Genomic DNA, 19788 nt, shown 5'->3' with positions numbered 1-19788 from the left:
TACGATGAAACTTAAAGATATGCCAAAAATTAAGGCTCGCAATCCTGTTGCACTCTCTCCCTTACTTCACAAGGGAGGCATTCATGAAAGCGAAAAACCGAAAGCCCAACATCGTAAGGAACGTAAAGATACCAAAAAGTTCCTGAACAAAACTGCTTGGCTCTAGTAAAAAAGCGGCTCAATTGAGCCGCCCTTTCATATCATCAAGACTCAATTACTGAGCTTGTTGACCTGGTTGTACAACAACAGTACGGCTACCAGTGATCGCAGCGAATACGCGACGGTTCATAGCACGACCTTCTTTAGTCTTGTTGTCTGCAATCGGTTGATCCCAAGCGAAGCCCTGAGTTGTCAAGCGAGTTGCGTTAACATTGTATTCATTCACAAGTGCAGACTTAACAGAGTTGGCACGAGCTAAAGATAAACGTTCGTTCAACTTACGTGGACCCGTGTTGTCTGTGTGACCTTCAATGCGAGCAGTCGCATTCGGATACTCAGACAATTTCTCTGCCACTTTCGCAATTTCAGACTTGTACTGCGGCTTGATGTCTGACTTGTTGGTATCAAAGAAGACACGAAGTTCCATGTTAAGGTCTTCAGTCATCTCTTGTGGCTGCGGCTGAACTGGTACTGGTACTGGTACTGGTACTGGAACAACTTCAACTACTGGTGCAGCAGGCTTCAAATGGCCACCAAGAACAACGTTTAAACCAGCAAGCGCGGTGTAGTTCCAGAAGTCTTCGTCGATATTATAAGTACCACGAGCTTCAGTACGAAGAGATAAAGCATCGTTTAAGCGCCAGAAAGCACCGATACCAGCATTACCTAGAGTACCTTCTTCTTTCAAACCACGACCAACACGACCTAACTCTGCTTCATTAGCATCAGTAAAAGAGTATTTGTAATGACCAGCACCTAACAATACATATGGCTTGATTTTGCTGTCATAGTTTTTAGTGATCAAATCAGAAGTAACATAGAAGTTACCGTTGATTTGTTGTTGCTTATATTCAGAGTTAGCAGCAAGGCTGTCAACATCACCTTTAACTTGGTTATATTCAACTTCGAAACCTAACCAAGGTGTTAATTCAACACCAATAGCAGCACCAACGAATAAATCGTCTTGTAGTTCGCCACCGTTAGTTAAGTGCTTATCACCATTGTTGTGTTTAGTGTCTTGGAATGTGTAACCAAGCAATAATGGAGTGATTGTTACGCCCGCGTTAGCAGCAGCTAAAGGAGCAGCAACAAGCATAGCAAGTGCAATACGACTCAATTTCATGGATATCCTCCAAAGATAAAAATTATTTAAGCTTGCTCTAGTAATTTTTTGAACACTGATGACTTATTCTATCTGTCTCAGTCATTCATTTCACGTTGAATCATACAAACACTTGAGAAATTTTCCAAGCATTTAGCAATATTTAGCCCTCGACTCTCGAAAGATATTATCCCCCACTCAAGATAGCAGCTAAGTAAATTTTCATGCAACGTTGTTCTAGCGCATGAAGTCTATCATTTTTTAATCAAAAATCAAAAACTTTTCAATAAGACTAAACAATTCCAACATTTCTTTCAAATATAGAACAAGACTTTTTCTGCTCGTTTTATTAATGATTCACTTATGTAACGTGAATTCGGTTTAAGCAGATTTTAATTCAATCGGTTTTTTAAAATCTGCTGAATCCCAGACTTATATCCATTTACAAACATCAAAGCATATAATGTTAAAGCAGCAAATATTGTAGTCAGTAGCCCTATTTTTGATCTGTGGCGAGTATGTTCAAGATCAAACTGGCTTTTCATCAGATGAGAGCTTCAATCATTCCTCGTTTTCTTAATACTGCACTATCAAAAGCATCCAGGGATTGGGGTTTCATATTTCTTTTTACTCGTGTGAGGAGTTGAACACCGACTTCCGCAAGACGAGATCTCCAATTCTTACCCACATAGCCACGATCACCAAACAATTTACCTGTGAGTTGTGAATGTTCAATTAGATCGGGCAATACTTTACGATCATCTACGTTACCCGTTGTAATACAATAAGAAATTAAGCGTCCGATATGATCACAAATCAAATGAATCTTAAAACCATAAAACCAGCCGACAGAAGTTTTCCCCCGAGTTGCACTATCGGCAAATACACGATTAATCTTGCCACAAGTGAGCATGTATTGCTCAACCTGCTCTGAAATATCAGTGCAGAAATCATCAATTAGGCAGAAAAGTGTTGTAAGCGGTGTGTCGATAGGCATTTTGAGATCATTGTTTTTTGTCATGGTTAAATTTTGACTTAAATGCCTATCCTTTTACAACTTCCTTATCCCGAATTCACGTTTTTTTAGAAAGTGTGTTGAAGAAACTGGTCCGCTTCAACCACAAAAGTTAATCGACGACTCACTTCAGATTTCAGTATCTAAGCAAGCTAAGCTGCTGAAAGTCTCCCGTGGTTGTTATTACTATCGCCCAAAACCTGCGAGTGCATCAGATCTGAAGCTGATGCGCTGTATGGATGAATTACATATGCAATATCCTTTTGCAGGTAGCCGTATGATGCGTGATTGGTTGAATCGTCAAGGACATCCTATAGGACGACGTCATACACGTACTTTAATGAAGAAAATGGGCATTAATGCGTTATATCGTAAACCAAATCCAAGTCAGGCCAATCAAGCTCAGCGTAAATATCCACATCTGCTCAAAGGATTGAGTATTCAGCGGAGTAATCAAGTGTGGTCTACGGATATAACGTATATCCCTATGGCAAAAGGTTTTGTTTATTTATGTGCTGTGATTGATTGGCATAGCCGCAAGGTACTTGCGCATAGGGTATCGATGAGTATGGAGGTGGATTTTTGTATTTCGGCTTTAAATGAAGCGATTAAAAAATATGGCCGACCTGAAATCTTTAATACAGACCAAGGCAGTTAGTTCACCAGTGATGCATTTATTGAAGCATTGAAATCAAATGACATCCAAATCAGCATGGATGGTAAACTTGCGCAGTATACTGCTCATGGATTGATAATGTGATGGTTGAACGGTTATGGAAAAGCGTTAAATATGAAGAGGTGTATCTCAAAGCCTACAGCAATGTTTTGGATGCGAAGAAGCAATTAAACGCATATTTTGAATTTTATAATTTGAAACGACCTCATTCGAGTCTGGACAAAATGACTCCAGATGAGTTTTCCTATGACCAGCTACCACAACAAAATAAGGTAGCTTAACTAGAGCAAAATATCACTTATAAATAAGCTTTTAGTTGTTCAAACAAGTGGGACCACCTCTGTCTGGTTATTTGTAGTCATAAATTTAAGTCCCCACTTGTTTTTAAGTGGGGACTAAATTAAGGCTTAAAGGACGAATTCATAAGGTGTGTTCAGCGGACGATTACTTTTATGTGCTCAATTTGAGTGTATTTCAAACAGAATTTACAAGAATATTTTGTTTTGAGACATAATCTTTGGAGCTTTAACCCTGATCTGATAACAAGGCCACTTGCTGTACATAGTTGACAAACTTGCGTTTAGAGGCTTCAAGCTCCTCCTCACTGACCTGCTGCTTGATATCCCGATGAATACGCAGTACATGCTGGCGTAGGGTATGACGTTCAGAGGCGTTAAACACCTTGCTGAACTCGTTAATAATTGGATCACCCTGGTCAATCATACGGTCTACCCAACGCATCAGTTGCATTTGTTTCTTCGCGCCCTGCTGCGGTGTTAAATAGGATAAAATGGTGCTTTCATCCTCATTGCGAAGTAACTTGCCCACACGCTGGAACTGGCGACGACGTGCCTCAAATGAGCTGATCTTCTGCACTTCAAGCAATGCGTCAATTAGGCGCTCATCGACAGGAAGTTTTTGAATCTGCTTTGGATTGAGTTGAGCCAGTTGCTCACCCAAGGCTGCCATACGCTGAACCGCCTTTTTTTGCTCGGTTCGACTCGCACGCCCTTCTAATGACTCAAAATCTTCATCGGTATAACGCTGGGGTCCACGTGCCACTATTATTCTGCCTCGTAAAATTTTGCTGCGAACAGCGTTTGAATTTCTTCCAGTGCCTTGTCTTCATCGGCACCGTCAATCACCAGTCTCAGTGTGGTGCCCTTACCCGCACCCAGCATCAACAATGACATAATATTCTTTGCATCAACCAGCTTGTCGCCCTTGCCAATTTGAATGGAGGAACGAAACCTGGTGGTTACCTCGATCAGTTTACCAGATGCACGTGCGTGTAAGCCGAGTTTATTAATTACATCAATTGTTGTGTCTATCATGACCAGTGCTTCATTTCTCTATGTAAGATTTGGACAGTCCATTTTGCCTCAAGGGCCTGCTTGAGTCTATCCACAATATAAACCGAACGGTGCTGCCCACCCGTACATCCCACTGAAATGGTCATGTAATGGCGATGCCCCTCTGCGAAAGCGGGCAACCACTTTTCCAGAAAGCGATTGATATCTTCAAACATCTCGTTGGTTTGCTGACTACCCTCTAAAAAGCGGCGCACAGGTTCATCCAAACCTGAAAAACGGCGCAGTTCCAAATCCCAGTGTGGATTAGGCAGATGACGTACATCAAACACATAATCCGCATCCAGCGGAATGCCATGCTTATAGCCAAATGATTGCAGTATCACGATCAACTTGTCCGACTGACCCAGTTTGGACAGTAGGATATGCTTTAAATCATGGACACTTTTATCGGTGGTATCAATATGCACGGTGGAACGGAACTGGATCGGAATCAGAAGCTGTTTTTCTTCCTTTATGCACTGCAACAGGCTGTTAAAACGGTTTGCCAGCGGATGCGGCCTACGTGAGGCGCTAAAGCGGGAAACCAGATCCTGATCCTGGGTAGTCAGGTAAATGATATCGACCGTACCGTGTTTTTGCAATTGTTCAAAAACATGGTCAAACTCCTGCATATCGGCACGGGTGCTACGGACATCAACGCCCAGAGCCAACTGCTCAAGATTATTCTCGTAATCCAGTTTTGACACAATTTCAGGCAACAACGCCAAAGGTAGGTTATCTATACAGTAATAGCCCAAGTCTTCAAGCACCTGTAATGCAGAGGATTTTCCTGAGCCTGATTGTCCTGTCACGATAAGAATACGCTTCATGACGTTTACCCTTTTTATTTTCTAGTTTTAAGTTTTAAAGTCGACCTGTAGGTTATCAATCAAACGTGTTGTACCCAGTTTTGCCGCAACAAATAAAACCACATTTCGATCAAACTGCGCAATTGGCTGTAAATTTGTTTGACGGGCCTCCACATAATCGACAACAAAGCCTGCCTGTGTCAATTGGTTAGAGATACTTTCCAGTACCTGCGCAAGTGCGTGCCCCTCATGCAGTTGCTGTTCGGCTTGCTTGAGTAGTTGGTAAATCGTGGGTGCAATCGCGCGTTGCTGTTCAGATAAATAACCATTACGGGAACTTAAAGCCAAGCCATCTTCTGCGCGGACAATAGGCACACCAATTACTTCCAGTGGCATGTTCAGGTCCTGCACCAACTGGCGAATGACCGCCAGCTGCTGGTAATCCTTCTGCCCAAAGAACGCGAAATTAGGCTGTACAATGTTGAACAGTTTGGTCACCACAACCGCCACACCGTCAAAATGGCCAGGACGTGACTTACCACACAAGTCATCGGTAATTTGACCGACACTGATATTGGTCAAGCGTGGCTGTGTGCCATACATCTGCTCTACAGAGGGTGCAAAAATAATGTCGCAATCCACATCCGCCAGTAAACGGCTATCCTGCTCCAAAGTACGTGGATAACTGTCGAAGTCTTCACCCGCGCCAAACTGGATCGGATTGACAAAAATGCTGACCACCACCACATCACAGATTTTCTTTGCGGCACGCACCAAGGTCAGGTGACCTTCATGCAGGTTGCCCATGGTTGGTACAAAACCAATCAGCTTTTTTGTGCTGCGTGCAGGAGCAAGTGATGCGGTCAAGCCTTGTATGGTTGTTTCTGTTTTCATGGATTACAGCTCAACTTGAAAAGTATGTTCTTTTGCAGGGAAAGACTGGTCCTGAACAGCGGCATGATAGGCCTTAAAGGAATCCAGAATTGCGGTTTCACCAGACTGTTCTTTCATGAAGTTACGCACAAAGCGTGCAACACGTCCAAAGGTTAAACCTAGCATATCCTGTACCACCAATACCTGACCATCGGTTTCATTGCCCGCGCCAATCCCAATCACAGGGGTATTTGGAAATAACTCGGCAATTTCCTTGCCGAGTTGTGCGGGAACACATTCAAGTAATAAAACAGCAGCACCAGCATCCACCACTGCCTGACAGTCTGCGATCAGTTGATCCGCAGCTTCACGTGTTCTGGCTTGGAGTTTATAGCCACCAAACACATGCACTGATTGAGGTGTTAGACCCAAATGTACACAGACAGGGATTCCGTTACGGGTCAGCACCTGCACCAGCTCGCCTAACCATGCGCCACCTTCGATCTTGACCATTTGTGCGCCAACCTGCATCACCGCCTTGGCGCTTTTCAGGCCATCTTCCAGCGTTGCATAGCTCATAAATGGCAGGTCTGTCATGATCAATGCATGTGAATTACCACGGCGCACAGCCGCTGTATGGTAAGCCATGTCTTCAACTGTCACAGGAAGTGTGGAATCTCTTCCTTGAATCGCCATTCCTAGAGAATCACCAATTAAAATTGTATCAATTTCAGCCAATTCCATCGCTTTAGCCATACTTGCATCGTAACAAGTAAGACATGAGAACTTACGTCCATCAGCTTTAAACTTTCTTAAGTCACTTAGACTAATCATGATGATATCCTCTGCAGGCATTTCCAGAACGAAACAGTCTTAAGCGTTTGCCCAAGATTGATCTGCGATTACAGTTAAGTTTGCTTGCTGCACTAGTTCTAAATCTTTTAATGGATGGCCATTTAACTGTAAATGAGCATCTAAATCTAATAAGGGAAGGATCACAAAATCACGTTCTAAAATACCAATGTGTGGTACAGTCAAACGTTCATTTTGAATCTGCTCTTGACCATAAATCAATAGATCCAAATCAAGCGTGCGCTCTCCCCATCGCCTTAAACGAATACGACCTGCTTCTTGCTCAAATTGTTGTAATTGGTCTAATAAGGCAAGTGCTTCAAGTGTCGTGTCCAATTGAACAACGGCATTTAGATAATTTGGCTGGTCCTGAGGACCCATCGGCGGACTTTGATAAAGTCGGGAAACCTGAACTGGTCCCAAACCTGCCAACCTGGCAACTGCTTCACGCAAAATCTGCTGCGAATCACCCAGATTACTTCCCAACCCAATATACGTACGAATGGTCATTGCGTTGGCCCAAAAACCACTTGGCTTAAATCACGTTTTACCCGTTTGCGCTTGAGAATTGGATGATCAGCACCAACCTGACTGGAATCACCTGAAGCCTTTTCCATAAAACGGGGGGTGGACTCATCCGACCTGACACGTTCTTTTCTGCCACGACGACTTTTCGGCTCAGGCACATTGACCAAAGGCTCAATTTCTGTCACTTTAGGCTCATCAACAACCTCAGTGGCCTTACGACGGCTTTTACTGCGTTGGCGGTTATACTGGCGAATCGCGATTTCTTTTTGGTCAGTGGTCATTTCCTGATAGGATTCCCACCACATGCCCATGCCCTCGGTACTGCTATCACCCGATTTTTCACGCAGCAGCAGGAAGTCAAAGCCTGCACGGAAACGCGCATGTCCAGCCAAGGCTTCGATCTGCTGTGGTTTTGGATTAAGCAAACGGGTTTGCATTTCCCATACTTCACGAATAAAGGTTTCAGCAAACCGCGGAATGATGGTACGGGTTGCCTGACGTTTCAACACATCAAGCCCAGCCTGTGCACGGGCCTCCGCTGGCACCACACCTTTATTTAGATAAAAATCGCAGCGCTCTAAAAATGGCTTCCATAGCAACACCGCATAGAAAAAAGCAGGGTTGATGGTTTTACCAATTTGAATCCGTTGGTCAGTATTTCGTGCCGCACGCTCAATAAAGGCAGTAAGGTTTGGTGGAATTTCAGCAAACAACTGTTTCCAAACACCAAACTCAATCAGCATTGGTAAAACCTGGGTCAGGTGTCCCATGGTAAATAATTTTTGTGACTCGTCATATAAACGGTGCGGTGAAACATCCCGCAGCAACTGCGTCATCTCAACACTGAAAGCATCAAGAATGGATTGATCAATCTGGAAATTCAGTTTTGCGGCAAAACGCAAGGCCCGCAGCATGCGTACAGGGTCTTCCTCAAAGCGCTGGGCAGGCTCCCCCAGAAAACGCAGGGTACGGGTTTTAATATCATCAACCGCATGGCAAAAATCGAGTACGATGCCTTTACGGGGCTGGTAATACAGGGTATTGATCGAAAAATCTCGACGAGCAAAATCCTGCTCAATCGTTCCCCAATTATTGTCACGAAGAATCATTCCAGATGCACTGGTCACCGCTTTTTTCGGAGGTGCACGGAAAGTCGCCACCTCAATCAGCTCACGGCCTGAGTAGACATGCGCCAACTCAAAACGCCGTCCAATAATTCGGCAACGTCGCCCAAAAACTTCTTTCACCTGAGCTGGGGTGGCATTGGTGACTGCGTCAAAATCCTTTGGATTAAGACCTAACATCATATCGCGAACACCGCCACCCACAATATATGCCTCATAGCCAGCTTTGTTCAGGCTATCAATCACATCGAGAATTGAGGGAGGAAGTTGAGCTGTGGACAGACCACATTTTGACGCGCGCAAGGTTTGCAAAAGACAGTGTCTCCTACGTCAGGACGTAAATAACAATTTGTCGCTAATCATAGCTCCAACCCACACAAAGGGCAATTTATTCTGTTGAAGTTTCAACAGATCATGCCTCTTTATTAGCGACACCATTTCAAAATCTCCCTTAAAGCATCAGCCGTGCCTTGTTTTTTTCCAGCAACTTTGGCCCAATCCCTTTCACATTCACCAATTCATCTATGGTTTTAAATCCGCCATTCTTTTGGCGATATTCCACAATGGCCTGAGCCTTTTTCTCGCCTACACCATTCAGGGTCTGTAACTGCTGTACATTCGCCTGATTTAAGCTAATTTTATCACCCTGCTGATTTACAGAAGATGAAACAGGCTTTGAGCTGGTTTGCTGTGTTGGACGTGATAGATAATAATTGTTGTTAGGCTGTTTCGCCAACTGCTGATCCCGTGCCTGCTGCTGGGCTTTCCATTGGCCATAAGACTGGTCAAACTGCTGCGCATGCAGATGAGAAAGGCACCCCACACATAAAAGAATCAATAAAACAGCGTTATATTTGCTGCACGGATGTGGCAAGGTCATTGGTTTTTTCCTCAGGTTTTAATTGTCGTTTTGCTTGCTCCCAGAGTTCATCCATTTCTGCCAAACTCATTTCCTGCAAGTCTTTGTGTTGTCGTTGTGCCTGTTGTTCAATAAAAGCAAAGCGGCTTCTAAATTTATGAATTGTCGCCAACAAGGCGGTCTCACTCGACAGCCCAAGTTTACGTCCTACATTGATTAAAGAAAATAGACAGTCGCCAAATTCTTCTTGTATTTTATCGACTTCCTGCGTTGCAATTACCTCCTGTAATTCTTCCAGTTCTTCATCCAGCTTTGCATAGGCATCTTTTACCGTTTCAAAATCGAATCCAAGCTGGGCTGCTTTGTTCTGAATCTCATGTGCCTGTACCAAGGCAGGTGCATGCTTGACTTCATCCAGAAGTGACTGTGGTTTACCCTGCTTTTCCTGCTGCTTGATCTGTTTCCATAATTCGCTGACCTGCTCAGGGTTTAGGTTATGATAGTGTTCCGACTGAAACACGTGCGGATGACGGCGGATCAGTTTTTCACTAATCGCATCGACCACATCATGAAAATTAAATGCACCCTGCTCAGTGTACATTTGCGACTGGAACACCACCTGTAGCAATAGGTCACCCAGCTCATTGCGGATTTGATCTACATCGCCCTCCCGAATGGCCGCCTCCACCTCATAGGCTTCCTCAATCGCATAACGGGTCAGGCTTTCAGGTGTTTGCTGCTGATCCCATGGACATTTTTGTCTTAACTCCTGCATGATTGCCAATAACTTTTCCATGATGATCTCCAAACTAGGTACAGCGAAATTGTTGCAGCAGCAAACTGCTTATGCGTAATATACACGGATTCAAAAAATATCAAGATAAAGTAAGGGAAAGCAATGCAACAGAGTGTGTTTATTAGTGGGGCTGCACAGGGAATTGGCGCTGAAATCGCGCGTTTATTTCACAACCACGGCTATAAAGTGGGCATATACGATATTAATGAGGTACAGGCACACGCTCTGGCCAAAGAACTGGGCGAAAATGCCAAAGCGGGCTATCTAAACGTCAGCAATTATCGCCAGTGGCAAATGGCACTACAGGAATTTAAAAACTGGGCGGGTGAACTGAATATTTTAGTGAATAATGCGGGAATTCTATATTCTGGTGCATTTGAAAACACCCCCATTCAATCCCATCACAATACCATCGACATTAATGTCAAAGGGGTTTTAAATGGCTGTCATGCTGCATTAAACCATCTACAAAAATCCAGTTTTGCCCGAGTGATTAACCTCTCATCAGCCTCGGCAATATATGGGCAGGCCGATTTAGCCTCCTACTCCGCCAGCAAGTTTGCGGTTCGTGGTTTAACCGAGGCACTAGATGTGGAATGGCAAAAATATAATATCCGTGTGCTGGATGTGATGCCGTTATTTGTACAGACCAATATGGTGAAGAATATGGATGCGGGCAGCATCCAGAACATTGGGGTGGACCTAACCCCTGCCGATGTAGCAAAACAGGTGCTGCACTTGGCCCAGCAGAAGAATCATGCGCTGATTCCAACCCATACGCCAGTGGGGATAAAAACCAAACTGATGTACCAGCTTTCCAGTATCAGCCCCCAGTTTTTAAATCGCCTCACGAATATTTTCCTATCTAAACGCTAATAAAAAGGGGCTTCAACCATGGTTAAAGCCCGTTGCCACCCTTTGATACCGAATTCATCAAATACATGATATGTCTGCTGATCAACCTCCATCACCGCATCTAAATATCACCCTGTGGTTGATATTAACTTTGCGCGGGGTATATCACAGATCATCCTGTCATGAATCTGCCGAAATTAGTTGCCTTGAACCAAACGTCTGGCACTGATAATGCCTGGCTGCTGCTCCAAACGCGCCAACAAACGGGACAATTGCGCCAACCCTTTGACTTCAATCAGCAGTTTCATGTTGGCAATGCCATCCGCCTCAGAAATGGTATTGACCTGACGGATATTGATCTGGTCTGAGAAAATCACCTGGGTTAGGTCCTTAAGCAAGCCACGACGATCATAGGCCTCCACCACGATCTGCACACTCTGACCACGGGTTGGTTGCATTTCCCAGTCCGCCTCAACCGCACGCTCAAGTTCCTGTGTGGTCATACGGATATAATCAGGACAGGCAATCTTGTGGATACTCACCCCACGGTTCAAGGTGATGTAACCACCAATTGACTCACCATGTACAGGCTGGCAACACTGTGCAATATGCAGCTCCACATTGTCCAGACCATCAATCAGGATGCCATGTGCAGACAAGGTATGGCTGGCACGTGGATTCAGGGCAGGTTTCAACACCAGCTCAGGCTCATCCTGATCCAGATGCATCTGACGATTCACTTGATTCATCAAGGCATGCAAACTGATATCACCACTGACTAAAGCAACTAAAATATCATCACCCGCTTTCAGGTTGAAATGAGATGAATAGTCTTTAAGATCGATACTTTTAGGGTGAATTGCTAAGCGTGCTAACTCTTTATTGAGTAACTCACGCCCCACCTCAATATTCTTACTACGATCTTGTTGTCTAAACCAATGCCGCAATTTGTCACGCGCACGAGCAGTTTTAATATAACCTAAAGAGTTCACCAACCAATCACGGTTCGGTTCACGATCTTTTTTGGTTAAAATCTCAACCTGTTCACCCGTTTTCAGCGTATAAGTTAATGGCACATAACGTTGATTGACACGTGCCGCATAACACTTATTACCTACCTCAGTATGTACATGGTAAGCAAAATCTAAAACCGTTGAACCTCGTGGTAATTCCTTAATATCACCATCACGACTAAATACATAAATCTTTTCAAAATTTTCAAAATCTTGAATTTGATCTATGTCATTTGACTCTTCATCTTCGCCATGTGGCGTTGTTTCAGTACGCTCTTGATAATGTTCCAATACCGCACGTAAAGAATGTAGACGATGATTAAATGAATGATCGGTATTTTTTGCACCTTCTTTATAATTAAAATGCGAACAAACGCCCAGTTCAGCTTCGTTATGCATTTCAAAGGTACGAATTTGTACTTCTAAAGATTTATTTTCAGCAATCACTGCTGTGTGTAATGAACGATAACCGTTGGCTTTTGGATTGGTGACATAGTCATCAAACTGGTTCGGGATATGACGCCACAGCTGATGGACAATACCTAAAGCGTGATAACAGTCTGGTACACTTTTTACCAATACACGCACTGCACGAATATCATAAAGCTGATCAAAACTCAGATTTTTACTTTTCATTTTTCGATAAATCGAATAAATGTGCTTCACTCGTCCAGTGATTTCGGCCTGAATATGATGCATACCCAGTTCAGTCTTTAGCTTATCAATCACAAACTGAATATATTGCTCTCGCTCTAAACGCTTTTCATTCAGCAACGACGCAATTTCTTTATAACGCTCAGGCGCCAAGTAACGGAAAGCGAGATCTTCTAATTCCCATTTTAGCTGTGCAATACCTAATCGATGTGCAAGCGGTGAATAGATCGTTAAAATCTCGCGTGCAACGCGTTCTTGACGTTCTTTACTTGCATTGGCTAATTCACGTAAAGCATAAGTACGTTCAGCCAATTTGATCAAAACGACACGTACATCTTCTGTCACCGAAATCAGCATTTTATAAATGCCGTTTAAGTGCTCACGCTGATTGTTATTAAAATGATCTTCTAAACGTTTATTTTTTTCAATCAATTCAGAGAGCTTACCCATCGCAAGCGTGCCTTGTACAAGACCAAGCACCTGTTCGCCAAATTGTTGTTGAATATCTTCTAAAGTAATTAAACCTTCGCGCACACTTCGATACAACACTGCCGCTGACAATGTATCTTCATCAACATGTAAATGCGCCAAAATATCAGCCATACCAATACCTGTACTAAAAGTATTGGTACGATGATGAACCGTGGTTTCTAATTCTTTTGCCAAGGTCAGCTCTGCAACTTTTTGAAGTTGCTTTAGCTCTGCCCCATCCAAAATATCACGCACTCGATCTAGCCAAGAGACCAGACCACTTTGCGCTTCAGCGGCATGTTCTACAGTCGTTTCCTCTGACAACTCATGGAGTCGTCCAGGTAACTGCTCACGTACTGTGACCATACCATTCTCCTCTGGATATGTAACTCATTCTCTAATCGTTTATTTCTTGGGTCTTTTCAAATTGCTCAATTTTTTCAAACAAGGCAATTGATTCAACATGCTCAGTATGGGTAAACATATCCATTACTGCCGCTTTTTTAAGTTGATAACCATATTGTGCCAGTACACCTGCATCCCTTGCCAGTGTTGATGGATTACAGGAAACATAAACGATTCTTTTTGCTCCAAAATTAGGTACATATTGCATAACCTCAAATGCACCTGATCGCGGAGGATCAATTAATAATGCATCAAATCCCTGTTTTGCCCAAGAATGATGCGAAAAGTCTTTTGTTAAATCTTGTGAAAAAAACAGCGCCTGAGACAATTGATTTGCTTTCGCATTTTCAGTTGCCCGTTGTACCATCTCATCACTTGCTTCAACACCAACGACCTGACCTGTCTCACCAACACAACGTGCTAAAGGTAAGGAAAAATTACCCAATCCACAAAATAGGTCGAGCACTCTCTCTCCTTTCTGTAAATCTAGCAATTCACATGCCAAGAGAATCATCTTTGCATTTACACCGCTATTCACCTGAGTAAAGTCTAAAGGTGAAAATGCAAATTTAACCGCAAACTCATCCAGACTGTAGTGCAAACGCATAGGTGCTTGAGTATCATCAACACGATGAACACTTTCCGCACCTTTCGGCTGTAAATACAGTTGCCATCCCCTGAGTAACGTAAATTGACGCAATTGGTTGACATCCGAAATATTTAATTCATCTAAATGACGAATCAGCAATGCAACCTCGCTATCTCCCATCGCCAATTCTATATGACCAATATGGGCCTTGCCTGTTAGACTTTCGAGTAGTTTTCTCAACTCTACTAAACTTTCGGACAAATGCTGATCAAGAACATGACACTGCTGAATCGGTGTTAAATGATTACTGTGATGCTCACGAAAGCCCATCACCAAACGATTTTGTTTAGCAATATAGCGAACGCCGACTCGAGCACGACGACGATAATCTATTTTTTCAGAGCGGATTGGATCTAACCATTGCTCTGGTTGTAAACCAGCAAAATGTTGTAAATGTGACTTTAATACATTCTGTTTTAATAAAATCTGTTCATCTGGATGAATATGTTGCAAGCTACAGCCACCACACACCCCAAAGTGCGGACAAATCGGATCGACTCGTCCCACAGCCGCATCACTTTCTAGCTTAACCATATCCGCTTCTTCTAAACGCGAAGTTTGATTGCTAATCTTGGCTTGTACTGTTTCACCCACGAGAGCATAACGAATAAAAACCTTCTTACCGTGCTTTTCTTTTGGATGATCAGGATGCGTGCCATAATGCGCAATCCCTCGCCCCTCATGAGAAAAAGCTTCGATTTGAAAGATATATGTTGGATATTGAGCTGGGCGCTGTTTCGCTTTATGTTTCAAAAGATCAACCTAATTTTTTGGCGCAAACGTATTTGCGGTGAATACAGTATATTGCGATGTCTGCCGCCATACCTGTAAAAATTCTGTTTGTTGTGTCTGTGTCTGTAAATAATCGGCTGTCGCCTGAATCCATTGCTGGTGCTCCTGTAGATTCAATTGACCCTTTAGTAATAGCCAGCGCAGATAGACCAGCCATGTGTTGAGCACATCACCTTCACAATAACTGGTCAGTTTTAACCATTGTTCAGTATGTACATACTCTGGCACATGATAACCCGTTTCACCACGCTTTCCAGGGAATCCCAACAGACAGGCAATGTCATCCAGCTTCTGGAAATTACGCCCATTAAACATCGCCATCACATCCATCAGATCAACATGGCGATGATGGTAACGGTTCTGGTAATTGTTAAAGCGCTTCTGGTTATCAATTTCACCCTGATCAAACAGGCTTGGCGCAGAAAGTCCATGATACATGGTACGGAACAGAATCACGGGCAAGTCAAACTGCGAGCCATTCCAGCTCACCAGTGTCGGCTGCTTCTTGTCAAAAATGGACAGGAATTTTGTCAGCATTTCAGCTTCTGTACTTTGCTCCTGACTAAATGAAAACAGGCGAAAGCCCTTTTCATCAAGCCATAAACCTGAAATACAGACAATTTCATGCAAGGGCAAACGCTGAAAATCGCTGCCTGATTCCTGACGGCGGATTTTGGTCAATGCCTGTTCCACATCGGTTTCAGGCAAATCAAGATGATAAAGATGAGCACCAGCCTTTAAGTCAGTCAGTGTTTCAATATCAAAAACTAAAATTGGAAAACGCAAGCTCATCATTCAATGTAATCAGTTAGGTCTAATCTTCATCTTGAACTGAAAACAGCCCTGTTGACAAGTAACGATCACCACGGTCACAGATAATGCACACAATCACGGCATCAGGTGTTTCCTCAGCAATTTTGAGTGATGCCCACACTGCCCCACCAGAAGAGGTGCCCGCACTGATGCCTTCCATACGTGCCAGTTTACGCATGGTCTGTTCCGCTGCAAGCTGTGGAATATCAATGATACGGTCCACACGGCTAGGGTCAAAAATGGTCGGCAGATATGCTTCAGGCCAACGGCGAATTCCCGCAATGCTCGCCCCATCTTCGGGTTGTAAACCGACAATCTGAATGTCTGGATTTTGTTCTTTTAAATATTTTGAAACACCCATGATGGTGCCTGTGGTGCCCATTGAGCTGACAAAATGGGTGATTTTTCCAGCTGTCTGTTTCCAGATTTCAGGGCCTGTGGTGAGGTAATGCGCCTCAACATTATCTGGATTGTCAAACTGGTTCAGGACAAAGCCCTTGCCATCCGCCTGCATTTGCGTGGCAAGGTCACGCGCACCTTCCATACCCTGCTGCTGCGTCACCTCAATCAGTTCAGCACCATAGGCCAGCATGGCATCCTTACGTTCCTGACTCATGTTATTTGGCATGATCAGCTTCATTTTATAACCACGCATGGCTGCAACCATGGCTAAAGCAATGCCAGTGTTACCGCTAGTGGCTTCAATTAAAGTATCACCAGGTTGAATTTGTCCACGCTTCTCTGCTTGGACAATCATGTTATAAGCAGGGCGATCCTTGACCGAACCCGCGGGATTATTGCCTTCCAGTTTTGCCAATACCGTAGCCTGTGTATGACACGCCAAACGCTGCAAACGGACTAAAGGGGTTTTACCAACATAATAGTCCAGTAAAAATTCATCTGCTAAAAAATCAGTTTGCGTATTCGTCATGATCGACACCGATATTAAGGTGGCGCCTATTGTATGAAAAAAATGGAACTACTGCACCTTTTCACTATGCTTTTTATTGGCTAGCCCGTACCTCTGTTTGCCACAAAGCATGCTAAGATATTGCACAGAATGATAAATCTGACCGCATTATGTCAAATTTCAATAAAACCCTGTCAAAACGCTTACGGCTCAATCATGCTTATGGACAACTGATTGCCCTCATTCTGGTGCCAATCGCAATTTTGACAGGTGTGGGAATTTTCTGGGTTTTATCTGAAACCACCAATGCGGCCAAACAACAGCAACGCTCCGATGCCTCCGCCATTCTGGCACGCTACCACCAGACCGCAAATGATCTACTGCAACTGGTACAGCAACATCCTGACCAATATGACCGCGCCCAGAACATCATGCAGAAGATGTTTGATGAGCGAAACCTGCAACGGGCGGCCCTGATTGACAACGAGGGGCAGACCTACTTAAGCGTGGGCTACCAGAACAATCGCTTCTGGCCAACTTTCCCTGACAACAGTAATTTCTTTGGCCCGATTCCACACAACCACAACAGTATTTATGGGGCCAAACTGGATAGCAGCAAGCCCGATTCAGTCTGGTTAATGATTGAACTGGACAATCAGCCACTGGAACTGACCCGTTATAAAATCCTGCTTTCACTGGTAGCGACAGGGCTGATCACCCTGATGATTTTACTATTTTGCCTGAATGTTTTTTCACGGCGCTGGCTGGCACCACTATATGAAATCCGTATGCAGATGCAGCGCCTGAATGCCGATACACTGGATCAGCATATTGTGGTGAACAGTACAGGCGAGTTACGCCTGCTCCAGCGAGACATTGCCAATGTGGTTAAACGTCTGCATTTTAGTTTTCTGGAACTTAAAGAACATACCGAACAAACTGAGGAAGACTTACGCCGCACACTGGATACGCTGGAAGTTCAGAACATTACCTATCGTCAAGCACGCGATCAGGCGATTTCATCAAATCAATCCAAGTCCGTCTTTTTAGCGAATATCAGCCATGAACTTAGAACACCTCTCAACAGTATTGACGGTTTTATTCACCTCTTACTTCGTCAGCAAAACTTAACTAATGAACAGAACCTGTATCTTCAAACTATTCGTAAATCTTCAGCTCACCTTTTAGCACTCATTAATGATGTCCTCGATTTTTCTAAAATTGATGCGGGCAAATTAGAGCTCGAAACAGCGCCATTTGATTTGGAAGAAGCTATTTTTGATGTTATGGATATGCTTTCTCCGCTCGCAGCGCAAAAACATATCAATATGGCATTTTACTACGCTGAGAATATTCCACAGCATGTAGTTGGCGATGCCTTACGTTTTAAACAAATTCTGACCAACCTCATTTCCAACGCCATTAAATTCACTCCAGATGGTGAAATCATCGTTCGTGTCCGCATGGAAGATGAGGACATTGGACAATGCCTACTGCACTTTAGTGTACAGGACAGTGGGATTGGTCTCAGTGGTACCGACCGTAAAAAACTATTTGAATCATTCTCTCAAGGCGATGCTTCCGTTACTCGTCAATTTGGTGGTACAGGATTAGGCTTAGCAATTTCCAAACAACTTGTTCATCTGATGCATGGCCAGATTGGCTTTGAGGATAATCAGGAACGTGCCCCGACAGAAAAAGGTTCAACTTTCTGGTTTACCGCCTCATTCAAGCTTGAGGAAGAGGATGAAACCGTAGAGCCTCCTCATTTCGACCAATTGAAAGTCGTCTCTTATCTGGCCCATCCTGCAACCGCGAGTGTGCTTCGTTCATATTTAGAAAACTACCGTGTCTCACATATCGAAACACAATCAATTTTGGATTTATTTAGTCGTCTGAATCATTTAAATCAGCAAGAAAATACGTGGCTCATTGTTGACCATAGCGGTGATACTGAAGCCTTACTCAAGGAAATCCGCCAGCGTTATCATGGCAATCTGGCGGTTTATGGTTACCAGATGAGCCTTGAGCCGAACATGCTGAATGAATACCGTGCCCGTCCACTGTATCAGCCCTTAAGCCGCCGTGAACTGGTGCAGTTGCTGGGCAATCAGCCTGTGTTTGAACAGGAATCTGAGGATTTCAATGGTCAGGGCTTACACGTATTGGCGGTTGATGACCATCTTCCCAACCTGATTGTGCTTGAGGCACTGTTGGGTGAACTGAATGTCACCACCACCAAGGCATTAAGCGGCCAGAAAGCGATTGACATGATTCAGCAGCGGATTGAACAAAAGCTGCCACCCTTTGACCTTGTGTTTATGGATATCCAGATGCCTGTCATGTCTGGAATTGATACCACCCGAGCCATTCGCTCGCTTGAGTCAACGCTGGATATAGGCATGCAACTTCCGATTATTGCACTGACCGCACATGCACTGGCCGATGAAAAACAGAAATTGCTAAAAGTGGGTATGAATGATTATGTGACCAAGCCAATCCAGATGGAACAGATCATTCAAATCCTGACCCATTGGACCAAAAATAACTTCTCTTCTCAGCCTTTCAATACTGAGCAGAAGCACCCGACAGAATCAATTGATCCACAGATTTTAAACTGGCAACAAAGCATTCAACTCGCTGCGAATAAAGAAGAACTGGCACAAGACTTATTAAATATGTTGGTGGATAGTTTTGATACTGAACTCAGCGAAATGCAGCAACTGATTGAACTGGAGGATTTTCCCCAGCTTGAGCATGTGCTACACCGTCTGTATGGTGCAACACGTTACGTTGGCACCCCAGCGTTACAAAAGGTTTCAGGGGAATTTGAGCAATTTGTTTCAACCCTGCGTAAAGAGCGCCGCAAAGCAGATGATGCCTTTATACGGGAAACCAACCATCGTTTTAATGAGTTGAATTTTGCGATTGATCAGGTAAGACAGGCCGCCAGCCTGATTTTACATTCCCACGATACCTAGGGTCTGCTTGCATCTACAAGATGCTGGTCATCACCGCTATTTGTGACTGTGGTGTCATGTTTTAGCTAAAAGACTCATGTTATGCTGCCCATCATTAAAC

The 19788-nt window shown here is 43.8% G+C and carries 17 protein-coding genes and 2 pseudogenes; 4 read left to right on the top strand and 15 right to left on the bottom strand.

Features of this window, described 5'->3' with window-relative positions; genetic code table 11:
- The first annotated feature begins 4 nt into the window (after positions 1-4).
- Positions 5-166, top strand: a complete 162-nt coding sequence (locus F967_RS14280) for a hypothetical protein (RefSeq protein ID WP_004678308.1) — start codon at positions 5-7, stop codon at positions 164-166.
- Positions 167-214: 48 nt separating this feature from the next.
- On the opposite strand, the gene omp38 is transcribed toward F967_RS14280, so the two are convergent.
- Together omp38 and F967_RS03695 are read right to left on the bottom strand one after the other, a co-directional pair.
- Positions 215-1282: an outer membrane protein Omp38 gene (gene omp38 / locus F967_RS03700; RefSeq protein ID WP_004681691.1), complete on the bottom strand. Its 1068-nt coding sequence runs from the start codon at positions 1280-1282 to the stop codon at positions 215-217.
- 360 nt (positions 1283-1642) lie between these two features.
- Positions 1643-2258 (bottom strand): annotated as a pseudogene (locus F967_RS03695) (IS982 family transposase).
- Between the two features lie 82 nt (positions 2259-2340).
- On the opposite strand from F967_RS03695, the pseudogene F967_RS14050 reads away from it, so the two are divergent.
- Positions 2341-3233, top strand: a pseudogene (locus tag F967_RS14050) (IS3 family transposase); the annotation flags it as partial.
- A gap of 244 nt (positions 3234-3477) precedes the next feature.
- Here F967_RS14050 and yjgA read toward each other — a convergent pair.
- From yjgA to mazG, 9 genes are all read right to left on the bottom strand, one after another.
- Positions 3478-4014, bottom strand: a complete 537-nt coding sequence (gene yjgA / locus F967_RS03685; protein ID WP_004681698.1) for a ribosome biogenesis factor YjgA — start codon at positions 4012-4014, stop codon at positions 3478-3480.
- Between the two features lie 2 nt (positions 4015-4016).
- On the bottom strand, positions 4017-4286 hold the full coding sequence (locus tag F967_RS03680; RefSeq protein ID WP_004678316.1) for an HPr family phosphocarrier protein: 270 nt from the start codon (positions 4284-4286) through the stop codon (positions 4017-4019).
- Entirely contained in the window at positions 4283-5134 is an 852-nt protein-coding gene (rapZ, locus tag F967_RS03675; protein WP_004798280.1) for an RNase adapter RapZ, read from the bottom strand. The genes F967_RS03680 and rapZ overlap by 4 nt, the downstream gene beginning before the upstream one ends.
- A 27-nt stretch (positions 5135-5161) precedes the next feature.
- Positions 5162-6007: a pantoate--beta-alanine ligase gene (panC, locus tag F967_RS03670; RefSeq protein ID WP_004798277.1), complete on the bottom strand. Its 846-nt coding sequence runs from the start codon at positions 6005-6007 to the stop codon at positions 5162-5164.
- A gap of 3 nt (positions 6008-6010) precedes the next feature.
- Positions 6011-6820, bottom strand: coding sequence for a 3-methyl-2-oxobutanoate hydroxymethyltransferase (panB, locus tag F967_RS03665; RefSeq protein ID WP_004798275.1), 810 nt, complete (start codon positions 6818-6820; stop codon positions 6011-6013).
- A gap of 39 nt (positions 6821-6859) precedes the next feature.
- Entirely contained in the window at positions 6860-7348 is a 489-nt protein-coding gene (gene folK, locus F967_RS03660; protein WP_004798274.1) for a 2-amino-4-hydroxy-6-hydroxymethyldihydropteridine diphosphokinase, read from the bottom strand.
- Positions 7345-8802 (bottom strand): polynucleotide adenylyltransferase PcnB, encoded by a 1458-nt coding sequence (pcnB, locus tag F967_RS03655; RefSeq protein WP_004798271.1) that lies wholly within the window; start codon positions 8800-8802, stop codon positions 7345-7347. The genes folK and pcnB overlap by 4 nt, the downstream gene beginning before the upstream one ends.
- 139 nt (positions 8803-8941) lie before the next feature.
- Positions 8942-9370: a ComEA family DNA-binding protein gene (locus F967_RS03650; RefSeq protein ID WP_004760823.1), complete on the bottom strand. Its 429-nt coding sequence runs from the start codon at positions 9368-9370 to the stop codon at positions 8942-8944.
- Complete coding sequence (gene mazG, locus F967_RS03645; protein ID WP_004798269.1) at positions 9339-10145, bottom strand: nucleoside triphosphate pyrophosphohydrolase; 807 nt, start codon at positions 10143-10145, stop codon at positions 9339-9341. Before mazG ends, F967_RS03650 begins: the two co-directional genes overlap by 32 nt.
- 102 nt (positions 10146-10247) lie before the next feature.
- On the opposite strand from mazG, the gene F967_RS03640 reads away from it, so the two are divergent.
- Positions 10248-11021 carry an SDR family oxidoreductase gene (locus F967_RS03640; RefSeq protein ID WP_004798266.1) on the top strand — a complete coding sequence of 258 codons (774 nt, stop codon included), beginning with the start codon at positions 10248-10250 and terminating at the stop codon, positions 11019-11021.
- 176 nt (positions 11022-11197) lie between these two features.
- On the opposite strand, the gene F967_RS03635 is transcribed toward F967_RS03640, so the two are convergent.
- Genes F967_RS03635 through cysM form a run of 4 tightly spaced genes read right to left on the bottom strand, consistent with a single transcriptional unit; the run spans position 11198 to position 16728 of the window.
- The gene (locus F967_RS03635) at positions 11198-13504 is read right to left on the bottom strand and encodes a RelA/SpoT family protein (protein WP_004798265.1); all 2307 of its coding nucleotides are present in this window, start codon (positions 13502-13504) and stop codon (positions 11198-11200) included.
- A gap of 31 nt (positions 13505-13535) precedes the next feature.
- On the bottom strand, positions 13536-14945 hold the full coding sequence (gene rlmD, locus F967_RS03630) for a 23S rRNA (uracil(1939)-C(5))-methyltransferase RlmD (RefSeq protein WP_004798263.1): 1410 nt from the start codon (positions 14943-14945) through the stop codon (positions 13536-13538).
- A 9-nt stretch (positions 14946-14954) separates the two neighbouring features.
- Positions 14955-15770: a 3'-5' exonuclease gene (locus F967_RS03625; RefSeq protein WP_171063079.1), complete on the bottom strand. Its 816-nt coding sequence runs from the start codon at positions 15768-15770 to the stop codon at positions 14955-14957.
- A gap of 28 nt (positions 15771-15798) precedes the next feature.
- On the bottom strand, positions 15799-16728 hold the full coding sequence (gene cysM, locus F967_RS03620; RefSeq protein WP_004798261.1) for a cysteine synthase CysM: 930 nt from the start codon (positions 16726-16728) through the stop codon (positions 15799-15801).
- 149 nt (positions 16729-16877) lie between these two features.
- On the opposite strand from cysM, the gene F967_RS03615 reads away from it, so the two are divergent.
- Entirely contained in the window at positions 16878-19688 is a 2811-nt protein-coding gene (locus tag F967_RS03615) for a GacS-like sensor histidine kinase (RefSeq protein ID WP_004798258.1), read from the top strand.
- Positions 19689-19788: the final 100 nt, after the last annotated feature.

This window comes from Acinetobacter sp. CIP 102637, from assembly GCF_000368425.1.
In the GTDB taxonomy this organism is placed as follows: domain Bacteria; phylum Pseudomonadota; class Gammaproteobacteria; order Pseudomonadales; family Moraxellaceae; genus Acinetobacter; species Acinetobacter parvus.
This window is presented reverse-complemented; position numbering and strand designations above follow the sequence as displayed.

Excerpts from the sequence above, each read along its gene's own strand:
- F967_RS14280 (WP_004678308.1), top strand. The coding sequence starts at position 5 with ATGAAACTTAAAGATATGCCAAAAATTAAGGCTCGCAATCCTGTTGCA.
- omp38 (WP_004681691.1), bottom strand. The coding sequence starts at position 1,282 with ATGAAATTGAGTCGTATTGCACTTGCTATGCTTGTTGCTGCTCCTTTA.
- F967_RS03680 (WP_004678316.1), bottom strand. The coding sequence starts at position 4,286 with ATGATAGACACAACAATTGATGTAATTAATAAACTCGGCTTACACGCA.
- rapZ (WP_004798280.1), bottom strand. The coding sequence starts at position 5,134 with ATGAAGCGTATTCTTATCGTGACAGGACAATCAGGCTCAGGAAAATCC.
- panC (WP_004798277.1), bottom strand. The coding sequence starts at position 6,007 with ATGAAAACAGAAACAACCATACAAGGCTTGACCGCATCACTTGCTCCT.
- panB (WP_004798275.1), bottom strand. The coding sequence starts at position 6,820 with ATGATTAGTCTAAGTGACTTAAGAAAGTTTAAAGCTGATGGACGTAAG.
- folK (WP_004798274.1), bottom strand. The coding sequence starts at position 7,348 with ATGACCATTCGTACGTATATTGGGTTGGGAAGTAATCTGGGTGATTCG.
- F967_RS03650 (WP_004760823.1), bottom strand. The coding sequence starts at position 9,370 with ATGACCTTGCCACATCCGTGCAGCAAATATAACGCTGTTTTATTGATT.
- mazG (WP_004798269.1), bottom strand. The coding sequence starts at position 10,145 with ATGGAAAAGTTATTGGCAATCATGCAGGAGTTAAGACAAAAATGTCCA.
- F967_RS03640 (WP_004798266.1), top strand. The coding sequence starts at position 10,248 with ATGCAACAGAGTGTGTTTATTAGTGGGGCTGCACAGGGAATTGGCGCT.
- F967_RS03635 (WP_004798265.1), bottom strand. The coding sequence starts at position 13,504 with ATGGTCACAGTACGTGAGCAGTTACCTGGACGACTCCATGAGTTGTCA.
- cysM (WP_004798261.1), bottom strand. The coding sequence starts at position 16,728 with ATGACGAATACGCAAACTGATTTTTTAGCAGATGAATTTTTACTGGAC.
- F967_RS03615 (WP_004798258.1), top strand. The coding sequence starts at position 16,878 with ATGTCAAATTTCAATAAAACCCTGTCAAAACGCTTACGGCTCAATCAT.